Origin of the sequence: Vibrio rarus, from assembly GCF_024347075.1 — a bacterium.
Lineage (GTDB): Bacteria > Pseudomonadota > Gammaproteobacteria > Enterobacterales > Vibrionaceae > Vibrio > Vibrio rarus.
Genome location: NZ_AP024900.1, coordinates 226470 through 238977, shown reverse-complemented (window position 1 = coordinate 238977; position 12508 = coordinate 226470). Strand labels below are relative to the sequence as shown.

The window sequence follows — 12508 nt, the reverse complement described above, 5'->3', positions numbered from 1 at the left end:
AAAACGTGGCATCTTATTCTTATCATAAGGAAAGGAATAAACTATGAAAGACGAAACCCTCGCTATCCACCATGGATATGAAACCGATCCAACCACAAAATCCTGTGCAACCCCCATCTATCAAACCGTAGCGTATGAATTTGATGATGCTCAACATGGTGCGGATCTGTTTGACTTAGCCGTACCCGGCAATATTTATACTCGTATAATGAACCCAACCAACGATGTGCTAGAAAAGCGCATGGCTGCTTTAGAAGGCGGTATCGCAGGTCTTGCGGTTAGTGCGGGGAGTTCTGCCATTCATTATGCGGTTCTAACTCTAGCGCAAGCCGGAGATAATATCGTTTCAACACCGCAACTTTACGGTGGAACCTATACTCTATTTGCACACATGTTCCCTAGTTTAGGTATCCAAGTAAAATTCGCCGAGGATGACAAACCTGAAACGCTAGCGGCCTTAATTGATGACAAAACTAAAGCTGTGTACTGTGAGTCTATCGGCAACCCTGCGGGTAACATTGTGGATATTGAAGGGATTAGCACCCTTGCTCATGAAAAAGGCGTGCCAGTCATTGTCGATAATACGGTAGCATCACCTGCAGTATGCAAGCCTATCCAATATGGTGCCGATATTGTTGTGCACTCATTGACAAAATATGTGGGCGGTCATGGTACAACATTGGGTGGCATGATTATCGATTCAGGTAAATTCCCTTGGGCGCAGCATAAAGAGAGATTTCCCACTTTCAATCAGCCAGAGCCATCTTATCACGGCGTGATTTACGCTGAGGCATTTGGTGAAGCGGCATTTATTGGGCGCGCACGCACAGTGCCACTGAGAAATACAGGGTCTGCACTATCCCCAATGAATGCATTTTTATTAATGCAAGGCTTAGAAACCCTATCTTTACGCATGGAGCGCCATTGTGAGAATGCCATTAAGGTAGCAAACTTCTTACAGAACCACCCTAAAGTAAGTTGGGTAAGTTATGCAGGACTACCAGATTCACCTTTCTATGAGTTGTCACAGAAGTATATGCAAGGTAAACCCTCTAGTATCTTATCGTTTGGTCTAAAAGATGGTTATGATGCCGGTGTTAAATTCTATGATGCTCTGCAGATCTTTAAACGCTTAGTTAACATAGGTGATGCTAAGTCGCTGGCATGTCATCCCGCCTCTACAACACACCGTCAATTAAGCGAGCAAGAGCAACAAAACGCCGGAGTGAGTCCTGAAATGATCCGTTTATCTGTTGGTATTGAACATATTGACGATATTTTACAAGATCTAGAGCAAGCTCTGAATCAATAAAGCTGTACCTCACATTGATTCACCCTAATTAAAACGGCGCTATGCGTCGTTTTTTATTGCCAGAAACAGAAGGCAAAATAAGCAAACATTCCATTCCTTTCCTAGACTTAAAAGATCCAATATAAAGAGGAATAGGGAATGAAAGGAATTACACTCATCGCGCTCATTGCTACTGTGACTATCTCTGCACCAAGTTATGCTTTCTTTGGCTTTGGCTCAGATGATGATGATAAAGATAAATCTACAGATATGTCAGCGTTAACAGGACACATAACTCAGCAACTCGGCGCTAGCCAAAGTACACCGCTCACCGATCTTTTGAGTAATGAATTAGACGTCACTCCTACCCAGGCCGCCGGTGGTGCGGGAGCGCTGCTCTCCCTAGCTCAGACTCAACTTTCAGACGAAAACTCCAGTGAGTTAAGCTCTCTTATCCCAGGGCTAAACAACTTTACCGGTTCCACGGGGCTCACATCCATGATAACTAATATGGACTCAGTGAAAAGTACATTTGAAGGTTTGGGGATTGATCCTGCACTGGTAACGCAGTTTGCACCCGTTATTTTACAGTATTTAACTTCAGAAGGAGCCAGTAGTGGCTTGTTAGGCTCGCTAAGCAGTTTGTGGGGTGGGTAGTAAGCTAAAAGCAGAGAATAATACCAATCGTACTAAATAACTGGTCATTCTAGCTAGTTAAAATGCTCGATAACTGCGTTAGAATTTTTGATTGTAGAATAACTACTTATCGAAAAATTCTGCCTTGTTTTCGAGCATTTTTCCTGCGCTATTTCTGATCACTTACTTAGTGTGATTGGTATAACTAAAGCCTTACTGGTGAACCTATGATTCATAAAAACCAGCAGGTACAAAAAAGCCGAGCATAAATGCTCGGCTTTTCAGTTCTAACTGAACTATTATTCAGCAGCTTCTTCAGCAACTGGACGATCGACAAGCTCAATGAATGCCATTGGTGCTTTATCGCCAGTACGGAAACCAGCTTTTAGGATACGAGTATAACCGCCTTGACGGGCAGCGAAACGTGGACCTAGTTCGTTAAATAGTTTTGCCACAACTTCGTTATCACGAGTGCGAGCAAATGCAAGACGACGGTTAGCAACACTGTCAGTCTTGGCTAATGTAATCAAAGGCTCAACTACGCGACGTAGCTCTTTTGCTTTTGGCAATGTAGTCTTGATAACTTCATGACGTACAAGAGAGCTAGCCATATTGCTGAACATCGCTTTGCGATGTGAGCTGTTGCGGTTGAGTTGACGACCACTCTTACGATGGCGCATGACCTAATCCTTCTAACTAATATCGGTTAATCTTCAGCGATTGACGCTGGTGGCCAGTTTTCTAGGCGCATACCTAGAGACAAGCCGCGAGAAGCAAGCACATCCTTAATCTCAGTAAGTGATTTCTTACCAAGGTTAGGGGTTTTAAGAAGCTCTACTTCAGTACGCTGAACAAGATCACCGATGTAGTGAATCGCTTCTGCTTTTAGACAGTTGGCAGAGCGAACTGTTAGCTCAAGATCGTCTACAGGACGAAGTAGGATAGGATCGAACTCCGGCTTCTCTTCGATTGGCTCTTGAACACGTACATCACGAAGATCTACGAAAGCATCAAGTTGTTCAGCAAGAATTGTTGCTGCACGACGAATTGCTTCTTCTGGTTCTAGAGTACCGTTTGTTTCCATGTCGATGACAAGTTTATCCAAATCAGTACGTTGTTCTACACGTGCCGCTGCAACGCTGTAGGCAATTTTGTCTACAGGGCTGTATGTTGCGTCAACAAGTAGACGACCGATTGGGCGCTCATCTTCTTCAGTATGGATACGAGATGAAGCTGGAACATAACCACGACCACGTTCAACTTTTATACGCATAGCGATATCAGCGTTGTCATCAGTTAAGTGACAAATAACGTGCTCTGGGTTAGCGATCTCTACATCACCATCATGGGTGATGTCACCTGCAACCACAGGGCCTGAGCCTGATTTGTTCAGTGTAATAAACACGTCATCTTTGCCTTCCGCTACGCGTACAGCCAAACCTTTAAGGTTTAGTAGGATCTCAAGAATGTCTTCTTGAACGCCTTCTTTAGTGCTGTATTCGTGTAGCACACCTTCAATTTCTACTTCAGTTACGGCACAACCCGGCATAGAAGATAGAAGAATTCGGCGAAGTGCATTACCAAGAGTATGGCCAAAACCACGCTCTAATGGCTCAAGAGTTACTTTTGCGTGTGTCGCATTGATCTGTTCGATATCAACAAGACGTGGCTTAAGAAATTCTGTTACAGAACCCTGCATTGTGTCCTCTCTTTAGTTTAAACCTTACTTAGAGTAAAGTTCGACGATCAGGTGTTCGTTGATGTCAGCAGACAGATCAGAACGTTCTGGTAAACGTTTGAACGTGCCTTCCATTTTGCTGGCATCTACTTCAATCCAAGTTGGTTTCTCACGTTGTTCAGCAACTTCTAGAGCCGCTTTAATGCGAGATTGCGTTTTAGCTTTCTCACGAATTGAAACAACGTCATTCGCCGCTACTTTGAATGAAGGAACGTTTACAACTTTACCGTTAACTAGGATAGCTTTGTGGCTACATAGTTGACGTGCTTCAGCGCGTGTAGCACCAAAACCCATACGGTAAACTACGTTATCAAGACGACCTTCAAGAAGCTGCAACAAGTTTTCACCTGTGTTGCCTTTAAGGCGAGCAGCATCTTTGTAGTAGTTACGGAATTGTTTTTCTAGTACGCCGTATGTACGACGAACTTTTTGCTTCTCACGAAGCTGAACGCCATACTCAGATAGACGACCGCGACGAGCGCCGTGTACACCTGGTGCGTTATCAATTTTACACTTGGTATCGATCGCACGGACACCAGACTTAAGGAATAAGTCAGTACCTTCGCGACGGCTAAGCTTTAGCTTAGGACCCAAATATCTAGCCATGTTCTTTCTCCAATATTCCTAGAAACGAAACTTAAACGCGACGTTTCTTAGGTGGACGACAACCGTTATGAGGGATCGGAGTTGCATCAACGATGTTTGTGATGCGGTATCCAGCTGCGTTTAGTGCACGGATAGTTGACTCACGACCAGGACCTGGGCCCTTAACCATAACTTCCAAGTTCTTAAGGCCATATTCTTTAGCCATTTCGCCAGCGCGCTCTGCTGCAACCTGAGCTGCGAACGGAGTTGACTTACGAGAACCACGGAAACCAGAACCACCTGCAGTAGCCCAAGCTAGTGCGTTACCTTGACGGTCGGTAATGGTTACGATTGTGTTGTTGAAAGAAGCATGAATGTGCGCTACGCCATCTGCTACTTGCTTGCGGACGCGTTTACGTGCGCGTGTTGGTTGTTTTGCCATTGTACTCTACCCTTCCGACTATTTCTTGATCGGCTTACGCGGACCCTTACGGGTGCGAGCGTTGGTTTTAGTACGCTGTCCACGTAGTGGTAGACTGCGACGATGACGAAGACCGCGGTAACAGCCAAGGTCCATAAGACGCTTGATGTTCATCGATACTTCACGGCGTAGATCACCTTCTACAGTGTATTTAGCTACACCATCACGCAGTTGATTGATCTGATCTTCAGTTAGTTCACTGATCTTAACATTTTCAGCAATACCCACTTCAGCTAAAATAGCTTGAGAACGAGTCTTACCGATGCCGAAGATTGCAGTTAATGCAATCACAGCATGCTTATGATCAGGAATGTTAATGCCTGCTATACGGGCCACTATTCACTCCTAGTACTTATGTAAAGAATTATCCGCAGCAGAGCCCGTCTAGGATACGCTGCGGCATACTACTTCTTTTGCACGCAAAAGGTAGGCCGAGGAATATACTCGAACCTACCCAATTTTTCAAGTAAAAAATTCTACTAATTAGCCTTGGCGTTGTTTATGCTTTGGCTCACTGCAGATTATACGCACAACACCGTTGCGCTTGATAACCTTACAGTTACGGCAGATTTTTTTAACGGAAGCACGAACTTTCATTGCTAAACTCCGTAAATGAAACCCAGAACTATTACCGAATTAACGGCCGTAGCCCTTTAGGTTTGCTTTCTTTAACACAGAATCATACTGTTGTGACATCAGATGAGTCTGTACCTGTGCCATGAAATCCATGATTACAACAACTACGATAAGTAGTGATGTGCCGCCAAAGTAGAAACGTACGTTCCACATGACCATCATGAATTCGGGAATCAGACAGATAAAGGTAATATATAGAGCACCTGCAAAGGTTAGTCTAGTCATTACTTTATCAATGTATCTGGCTGTCTGCTCTCCTGGGCGGATGCCGGGTACGAAAGCACCAGACTTCTTCAAATTATCTGCTGTCTCACGCGGGTTGAATACCAACGCCGTGTAGAAGAAACAGAAAAAGATGATTGCTGACGCATAAAGCATTACATACAGCGGCTGACCTGGACTTAGGGCTAGCGAAACATCGGTTAACCAACCAAATGTTGCACTCTCACCGTTCTGACCGAACCACTGAGCTAATGTTCCTGGGAACAAAATAATACTTGATGCGAAGATTGCAGGGATAACACCAGCCATATTAATTTTCAATGGTAGGTGCGAACTCTGCGCCGCATATACTTTACGACCTTGTTGACGTTTGGCGTAGTTAACGACGATACGACGTTGACCACGTTCCATGAACACAACAAAGTAGATAACAGCAAATGCAATAACCGCAATCAATAATAGAAGAAGTACGTGCAATTCACCTTGACGCGCCTGCTCAATTGTTGAACCGATTGCTTTAGGCAATCCTGCGACAATACCTGCAAAGATGATTAACGATATACCGTTACCAATTCCGCGCTCTGTAATTTGTTCACCTAACCACATCAAGAACATGGTGCCGGTTACTAAACTCACGGTTGCAATCAGGGTGAACATGGTTTGGTTGATAACAACCAGATTGTCGACCATGTTCGGTAAGCCTGTTGCTATACCGATAGCTTGGAATGTTGCAAGTACTAGCGTGCCATAACGTGTGTACTGACTGATCTTACGACGGCCAGCTTCACCCTCTTTTTTAAGCTCTGCAAGAGCGGGATGAACCACAGTTAGCAATTGGACCACAATCGATGCCGAAATATACGGCATGATACCAAGGGCCAAGATAGATGCACGCGAAAGTGCACCACCGGAGAACATGTTGAACATTTCAACGATGGTACCTTGTTGCTGGTCTAACAGTTGGGCAAGTACAGCCGCGTCAATACCAGGGATCGGCACAAAAGAACCCGCTCGAAATACTAACAACGCACCTAATACGAATAATAAGCGTGTTTTTAGTTCCGAAACGCCACTTTTTGCACTACTAAAATCTTGTCCTGGTTTCTTAGCCATCTGTACCTTTCCCTCGAAGATTATTCTTCGATTTTACCGCCGGCAGCTTCAATAGCAGCTTTAGCGCCTTTAGTTACGCGAAGACCTTTAACAGTCACAGCTTTGTTAATTTCGCCAGAAAGAACAACTTTTACAAATTCGATGTTCTTAGTGACTACGTTAGCAGCTTTAAGGCTGTTAAGATCTACAACATCACCCGTTACTTTCGCTAGCTCAGCTAGACGAACTTCAGCAGACACTAGGCTCTTACGAGAAGTGAAACCGAATTTAGGTAGACGTTGTTTCAAAGGCATTTGACCGCCTTCAAAACCTGGACGAACACTGCCGCCAGAGCGTGACTTTTGACCTTTGTGGCCACGGCCACCTGTTTTACCAAGGCCAGAACCGATACCACGGCCTACGCGCTTCTTAGAAGGCTTAGAACCTGCAGCCGGTGATAGAGTATTCAAACGCATTCTGATTACTCCTCAACTTTAACCATGTAGTAAACCTTGTTGATCATGCCGCGAACTGACGGCGTATCTTCAAGTTCTACTGTATGGTTGATGCGACGAAGGCCAAGACCACGTAAGCACAATTTGTGCTTAGGTAGACGACCGATTGAGCTTTTAGTTTGAGTTACTTTGATAGTTGCCATGGTGCTTACTCCGAAATATTTTCAACAGTTAGACCACGTTTAGCAGCAATCATCTCTGGAGATTTCATACCGCTTAAACCATCAATAGTCGCGCGAACTACGTTGATAGGGTTCGTAGAACCGTATGCTTTCGCAAGTACGTTTCGAACACCTACAACTTCAAGTACTGCACGCATCGCACCACCGGCGATGATACCTGTACCTTCCGCTGCTGGCTGCATGTATACTTTAGAGCCAGTATGACGACCTTTCACCGCGTGGTGAAGAGTACCCTCGTTAAGCGCGATAGTAACCATGTTACGACGTGCTTTTTCCATTGCTTTTTGAATCGCTGCTGGTACTTCACGGGCTTTGCCGTAACCGAAACCAATGCGACCATTACCGTCACCAACTACTGTTAGTGCAGTAAAACTAAAGATTCGACCACCTTTAACCGTTTTCGCAACGCGGTTAACGGCGATTAGTTTTTCAGCCAAATCTGAAGCTTGTTGTTGTTCTCTAGCCATCGATCAACCCTACCTTAGAATTTAAGACCAGCTTCGCGAGCAGAATCTGCTAGCGCCGCTACTCGACCGTGGTATTGGAAACCAGAACGGTCGAAAGCAACATTCAAGATGCCTTTTTCGACAGCGCGCTCAGCAATAGCTTTACCTACAGCTTTAGCAGCGTCAACGTTACCAGTGTTCTTAACTTGCTCACGGATCGCTTTTTCTACAGTAGAAGCAGCTGCGATAACCTCAGAGCCGTTTGGTGCAATAACCTGTGCATACACATGACGTGGAGTACGATGTACTACAAGACGGTTTACACGAAGTTCAGCAATCTTACGACGTGCACGTGTAGCACGACGGATGCGAGATGCTTTCTTATCCATAGTGTTACCTTACTTCTTCTTAGCTTCTTTGGTACGCACATATTCATCTGCGTAACGAACACCTTTACCTTTGTAAGGTTCAGGCTCACGGTAAGAACGAATGTCAGCCGCAACTTGACCAACTAGTTGCTTATCAGCACCAGTTAGAACAATTTCAGTTTGGCTTGGACATTCGGCTTTAATACCCGCTGGCACTGCGTGCTCAACTGGGTGAGAGAAACCTAGAGTTAAGTTTACAGCGTTGCCTTTAACAGCAGCACGGTAACCAACACCCTTAAGAATCAGTTTCTTAGTAAAGCCTTCAGTAACACCAACAACCATGTTGTTTACAAGTGCACGCGCAGTACCTGCTTGTGCCCAAGCACCAGCAACACCTTCACGTGGACCGAAAGTTAGGTTGTTTTCTTCCTGAGAAACTACAACCGCGTTGTTGAATACGCGAGAAAGTTCACCCTTAGGGCCTTTCACTGTAATTTCTTGACCATTAATCTTCACCTCTACCCCAGCTGGAATAGCGACAGGTGCTTTAGCAACACGAGACATATTCTACTCCTTAAGCTACGTAGCAGATGATCTCACCACCAAGACCCGCTTTGCGAGCGGCGCGGTCAGACATAAGACCTTTGGAAGTGGACACTACAGCAATACCCAAACCACCCATCACTGAAGGAAGGCTGTCTTTATTTTTATAGACACGCAGACCTGGACGAGAAACACGTTGGATTTGCTCGATTACTGGTTTTGCTTGGAAGTACTTAAGAGTAACTTCTAGCTCTGGTTTTGCTCCGCTTTCAACAGCGAAGTCTGTGATATAACCTTCGTTTTTTAGCAAAGTAGCGATTGCAACTTTAAGCTTTGAAGAAGGCATTTTTACAGCAACTTTATTTGCCGACTGACCGTTACGAATGCGGGTCAGCATATCCGAAATCGGATCTTGCATGCTCATACGATTTACTCCAAATGATTAAGTGGCAATTACCAGCTAGCCTTACGAAGACCCGGAATCTCGCCTTTCATGCAAGCTTCACGAACCTTAATACGGCTAAGACCGAATTTACGTAGGTAACCGTGTGGACGACCAGTTTGGTTGCAACGATTACGCTGACGCGATGCACTTGAATCACGTGGTAGAGATTGCAATTTAAGAACTGCATCCCAACGCTCTTCTTCAGATGCGTTAACATCACTAATAGTGATCTTAAGCGCACGACGCTTTTCAGCGAATTTAGCTACTAGCTTAGCACGTTTAGTTTCACGCGCTTTCATAGATTGTTTAGCCATAACAGTAACCCTTCACCTTACTTACGGAATGGGAAGTTAAAGGCAGCCAGCAAAGCTCGGCCTTCCTCATCGGTGCTCGCAGAAGTCGTGATAGTAATATCAAGACCACGAACGCGATCAACTTTATCAAAGTCGATTTCCGGGAAGATGATTTGCTCGCGAACGCCCATGCTGTAGTTACCGCGTCCGTCAAAAGACTTAGCGCTAACACCACGGAAGTCACGTACACGTGGTAGAGCGATGTTAATCAAACGCTCTAAGAAATCCCACATACGTTCGCCACGCAAGGTTACTTTACAACCGATTGGGTAGCCTTCACGGATTTTAAATCCAGCAACAGATTTACGTGCTTTAGTGATAAGTGGCTTTTGACCAGAGATCGTTGCCATATCAGAAGCTGCGTTTTCTAGAAGCTTTTTGTCATTGATTGCTTCACCCACACCCATATTAAGGGTGATCTTATCGATTCTAGGGACTTGCATGACGCTTGTGTAGCTGAACTCTTTGGTAAGTTCAGCAACTACAGACGACTTGTAGTAATCATGCAGTTTCGCCATAGTTCACTCCAAATTACTCTGTTTTAGTTAGAAACGGTTTCGCCGTTAGATTTAAAGAAGCGAACCTTCTTACCATCTTCGAAACGGAAACCGATACGGTCTGCTTTGCCAGTAGCTGCGTTGTAGACTGCAATGTTTGAAGCATCAATTGCTGCTTCTTGCTCTACGATACCACCTTGAACATTCATAGCCGGTACAGGCTTCTGATGTTTTTTAACAAGGTTGATACCTTCAACGATAACTTTACCGGTAGCAAGTACCTTAGTTACTTTACCTTTCTTGCCTTTATCTTTACCAGCAAGAACGATTACTTCGTCATCACGACGGATTTTAGCTGCCATTTTACTGCTCCTTATAGTACTTCTGGAGCCAGTGAGACAATTTTCATGAATTTCGCATTACGAAGTTCACGAGTCACTGGGCCAAAGATACGAGTGCCGACTGGTTGCTCAGTAGTGTCGTTCAAGAATACACAAGCATTACGGTCGAAGCGAATGACAGAACCGTCTGGACGACGTACGCCTTTACGAGTGCGCACAACAACCGCCTTCAGTACATCACCTTTTTTAACTTTACCGCGAGGAATTGCTTCCTTCACTGTAACTTTAATGATGTCACCGATATGTGCATAACGACGGTGTGAGCCACCCAGAACCTTAATACACATTACCTTGCGCGCGCCAGAGTTATCTGCAGCGTCAAGTGTACTTTGCATTTGGATCATTGTTAGTGCTCCGCTAAATATTAAAAACTAGACCCTCTCGGGTCGGGCTGCCTCTTTAAAGGGACGCGAATTGTAACACCCTTTGTCCCAATTGGGTAGACAAAAAATAAGCGGCTCCCAAAAAAATTCGGAAGCCGCTTTAAGTTGTTAAAAATTAAAGATAATTAAATCTTCGCTTTTGTTACAACTTTTACCAAAGTCCAAGATTTAGTCTTAGACAATGGACGACACTCTTGAATTTCAACTGTATCGCCTAGGCGAGATTCGTTGTTTTCATCATGTGCGTGGATCTTAGTCGTGCGCTTTACGAACTTGCCGTAAATTGGGTGTTTAACCATGCGCTCGATAGCAACAACAATAGACTTATCGCCTTTGTCACTAACAACACGACCAAGTGAAGTACGGGATTTGTCGCTCATTATGCGTCTGCCTTCTCAGTCAATACGGTTTTAACACGTGCGATATCACGACGTACAGCTTTAAGAGTATGTGTCTGCTGTAGTTGACCAGTCGCAGCTTGCATGCGCAAGTTAAACTGTTCACGTAGCAGATTCAATAGCTCAGCGTTTAATTCTTCAACGCTTTTTTCACGTAGCTCTTGTGCTTTCATTACATCACCTGCTTAGTTACAAATGTTGTTTTGATAGGCAGTTTACGTGCCGCTAGGCGGAACGCTTCACGTGCCAACTCTTCAGGTACGCCATTCATTTCGTACATAACCTTGCCAGGTTGGATTTGAGCAACCCAGTACTCAACGTTACCTTTACCTTTACCTTGACGAACTTCAAGAGGTTTTTCAGTAATTGGTTTGTCTGGGAAGATACGAATCCAAATTTGACCTTGACGTTTTACGTGACGCGTCATAGCACGACGTGCCGCTTCGATTTGACGAGCAGTAATACGTCCACGACCAACAGCTTTAAGACCGAATTCGCCGAAGCTTACTTCAGTACCTTTAGCTAGGCCACGGTTACGACCAGTCTGAACCTTACGGAACTTAGTACGTTTAGGTTGTAGCATCTGTCGTCTCCTTACTTACGGCTTTTGCGCTGCTTCTTAGGCTTGTCAGCCTTAGGCTCTACTGCATTAGCTGCTGGCATTCCACCAAGGATTTCTCCTTTGAAGATCCAAACTTTAATGCCGATCACACCGTATTGGGTGTGAGCCGAAGAAGTTGCGTAATCGATGTCAGCACGAAGAGTATGTAGTGGCACACGGCCTTCACGGTACCATTCAGTACGCGCGATTTCAGCACCGCCAAGACGGCCGCTTACTTCTACTTTGATACCTTTAGCGCCAAGACGCATTGCGTTTTGAACCGCGCGCTTCATAGCACGACGGAACATAACACGACGCTCTAGCTGAGACGCGATGCTATCAGCAACTAATTGACCATCTAGCTCAGGTTTACGAACCTCAGCGATGTTAATTTGCGCTGGAACACCTGCGATTTTAGCTACAGCTGCGCGTAGCTTCTCAACGTCTTCACCTTTCTTACCGATAACAACGCCAGGACGAGCAGTGTGAATAGTCACACGAATGCTCTTAGCTGGACGTTCGATAACGATACGTGAAAGAGACGCTTTTGAAAGTTCCTTAGTGAGGAACTGACGTACCTTGAAGTCGCCGTCTAGGTTGTCAGCGAAATCTTTGGTATTAGCAAACCATGTAGCATTCCAAGGCTTGACGATGCCAAGACGAATACCATTAGGATGTACTTTCTGACCCATTGC

The 12508-nt window shown here is 44.9% G+C and carries 23 protein-coding genes; 2 read left to right on the top strand and 21 right to left on the bottom strand.

The features are described from left to right. Window positions 1-43 precede the first annotated feature (43 nt). Together OCU56_RS01180 and OCU56_RS01175 are read left to right on the top strand one after the other, a co-directional pair. Complete coding sequence (locus OCU56_RS01180) at window positions 44-1312, top strand: O-acetylhomoserine aminocarboxypropyltransferase/cysteine synthase family protein (RefSeq protein ID WP_261873773.1); 1269 nt, start codon at window positions 44-46, stop codon at window positions 1310-1312. A gap of 138 nt (window positions 1313-1450) precedes the next feature. Beyond that, window positions 1451-1948 carry a DUF2780 domain-containing protein gene (locus OCU56_RS01175; protein ID WP_261873772.1) on the top strand — a complete coding sequence of 166 codons (498 nt, stop codon included), beginning with the start codon at window positions 1451-1453 and terminating at the stop codon, window positions 1946-1948. Window positions 1949-2226: 278 nt separating this feature from the next. Here the strand turns inward: OCU56_RS01175 and rplQ are convergent, their stop codons facing one another. The 21 genes from rplQ to rpsC form a co-directional block, all read right to left on the bottom strand. Beyond that, complete coding sequence (gene rplQ, locus OCU56_RS01170) at window positions 2227-2607, bottom strand: 50S ribosomal protein L17 (protein ID WP_021712504.1); 381 nt, start codon at window positions 2605-2607, stop codon at window positions 2227-2229. A 26-nt stretch (window positions 2608-2633) separates the two neighbouring features. After that, window positions 2634-3626, bottom strand: coding sequence for a DNA-directed RNA polymerase subunit alpha (locus OCU56_RS01165; RefSeq protein WP_261873771.1), 993 nt, complete (start codon window positions 3624-3626; stop codon window positions 2634-2636). A gap of 24 nt (window positions 3627-3650) precedes the next feature. Next, window positions 3651-4271 (bottom strand): 30S ribosomal protein S4, encoded by a 621-nt coding sequence (gene rpsD / locus OCU56_RS01160; protein ID WP_261873770.1) that lies wholly within the window; start codon window positions 4269-4271, stop codon window positions 3651-3653. A gap of 31 nt (window positions 4272-4302) precedes the next feature. Next, complete coding sequence (rpsK, locus tag OCU56_RS01155) at window positions 4303-4692, bottom strand: 30S ribosomal protein S11 (RefSeq protein WP_004398450.1); 390 nt, start codon at window positions 4690-4692, stop codon at window positions 4303-4305. Between the two features lie 18 nt (window positions 4693-4710). Continuing rightward, a complete protein-coding gene (gene rpsM, locus OCU56_RS01150; RefSeq protein WP_021712507.1) occupies window positions 4711-5067 on the bottom strand; it encodes a 30S ribosomal protein S13 in 357 nt (118 codons plus the stop codon). A gap of 147 nt (window positions 5068-5214) precedes the next feature. Next, window positions 5215-5328, bottom strand: a complete 114-nt coding sequence (gene rpmJ / locus OCU56_RS01145; protein WP_068696546.1) for a 50S ribosomal protein L36 — start codon at window positions 5326-5328, stop codon at window positions 5215-5217. A 39-nt stretch (window positions 5329-5367) separates the two neighbouring features. Continuing rightward, the gene (secY, locus tag OCU56_RS01140) at window positions 5368-6702 is read right to left on the bottom strand and encodes a preprotein translocase subunit SecY (protein ID WP_261873769.1); all 1335 of its coding nucleotides are present in this window, start codon (window positions 6700-6702) and stop codon (window positions 5368-5370) included. A 20-nt stretch (window positions 6703-6722) separates the two neighbouring features. Further along, entirely contained in the window at window positions 6723-7157 is a 435-nt protein-coding gene (gene rplO, locus OCU56_RS01135; protein WP_261873768.1) for a 50S ribosomal protein L15, read from the bottom strand. Between the two features lie 5 nt (window positions 7158-7162). Next, window positions 7163-7339, bottom strand: coding sequence for a 50S ribosomal protein L30 (rpmD, locus tag OCU56_RS01130; RefSeq protein WP_068696540.1), 177 nt, complete (start codon window positions 7337-7339; stop codon window positions 7163-7165). A gap of 5 nt (window positions 7340-7344) precedes the next feature. After that, complete coding sequence (gene rpsE / locus OCU56_RS01125) at window positions 7345-7845, bottom strand: 30S ribosomal protein S5 (RefSeq protein WP_068696538.1); 501 nt, start codon at window positions 7843-7845, stop codon at window positions 7345-7347. A 14-nt stretch (window positions 7846-7859) separates the two neighbouring features. After that, window positions 7860-8213 (bottom strand): 50S ribosomal protein L18, encoded by a 354-nt coding sequence (gene rplR, locus OCU56_RS01120; protein ID WP_261873767.1) that lies wholly within the window; start codon window positions 8211-8213, stop codon window positions 7860-7862. A gap of 9 nt (window positions 8214-8222) precedes the next feature. Further along, window positions 8223-8756 carry a 50S ribosomal protein L6 gene (gene rplF, locus OCU56_RS01115; RefSeq protein ID WP_261873766.1) on the bottom strand — a complete coding sequence of 178 codons (534 nt, stop codon included), beginning with the start codon at window positions 8754-8756 and terminating at the stop codon, window positions 8223-8225. 10 nt (window positions 8757-8766) lie between these two features. Further along, window positions 8767-9159 carry a 30S ribosomal protein S8 gene (rpsH, locus tag OCU56_RS01110; protein ID WP_021712514.1) on the bottom strand — a complete coding sequence of 131 codons (393 nt, stop codon included), beginning with the start codon at window positions 9157-9159 and terminating at the stop codon, window positions 8767-8769. A gap of 29 nt (window positions 9160-9188) precedes the next feature. Then, window positions 9189-9494 (bottom strand): 30S ribosomal protein S14, encoded by a 306-nt coding sequence (rpsN, locus tag OCU56_RS01105; RefSeq protein WP_017029090.1) that lies wholly within the window; start codon window positions 9492-9494, stop codon window positions 9189-9191. A gap of 17 nt (window positions 9495-9511) precedes the next feature. Continuing rightward, window positions 9512-10051 (bottom strand): 50S ribosomal protein L5, encoded by a 540-nt coding sequence (gene rplE, locus OCU56_RS01100; protein WP_023402472.1) that lies wholly within the window; start codon window positions 10049-10051, stop codon window positions 9512-9514. A gap of 23 nt (window positions 10052-10074) precedes the next feature. After that, window positions 10075-10392 (bottom strand): 50S ribosomal protein L24, encoded by a 318-nt coding sequence (gene rplX / locus OCU56_RS01095; protein ID WP_261873765.1) that lies wholly within the window; start codon window positions 10390-10392, stop codon window positions 10075-10077. Between the two features lie 11 nt (window positions 10393-10403). Then, window positions 10404-10775: a 50S ribosomal protein L14 gene (rplN, locus tag OCU56_RS01090; RefSeq protein ID WP_261873764.1), complete on the bottom strand. Its 372-nt coding sequence runs from the start codon at window positions 10773-10775 to the stop codon at window positions 10404-10406. A 164-nt stretch (window positions 10776-10939) separates the two neighbouring features. After that, window positions 10940-11194 (bottom strand): 30S ribosomal protein S17, encoded by a 255-nt coding sequence (gene rpsQ, locus OCU56_RS01085; RefSeq protein ID WP_261873763.1) that lies wholly within the window; start codon window positions 11192-11194, stop codon window positions 10940-10942. After that, window positions 11194-11385 (bottom strand): 50S ribosomal protein L29, encoded by a 192-nt coding sequence (gene rpmC, locus OCU56_RS01080; RefSeq protein ID WP_017029095.1) that lies wholly within the window; start codon window positions 11383-11385, stop codon window positions 11194-11196. The genes rpsQ and rpmC overlap by 1 nt, the downstream gene beginning before the upstream one ends. Then, window positions 11385-11795 carry a 50S ribosomal protein L16 gene (rplP, locus tag OCU56_RS01075; protein WP_017029096.1) on the bottom strand — a complete coding sequence of 137 codons (411 nt, stop codon included), beginning with the start codon at window positions 11793-11795 and terminating at the stop codon, window positions 11385-11387. The genes rpmC and rplP overlap by 1 nt, the downstream gene beginning before the upstream one ends. Window positions 11796-11806: 11 nt before the next feature. Next, window positions 11807-12505 carry a 30S ribosomal protein S3 gene (gene rpsC, locus OCU56_RS01070; protein ID WP_068696523.1) on the bottom strand — a complete coding sequence of 233 codons (699 nt, stop codon included), beginning with the start codon at window positions 12503-12505 and terminating at the stop codon, window positions 11807-11809. Window positions 12506-12508: the final 3 nt, after the last annotated feature.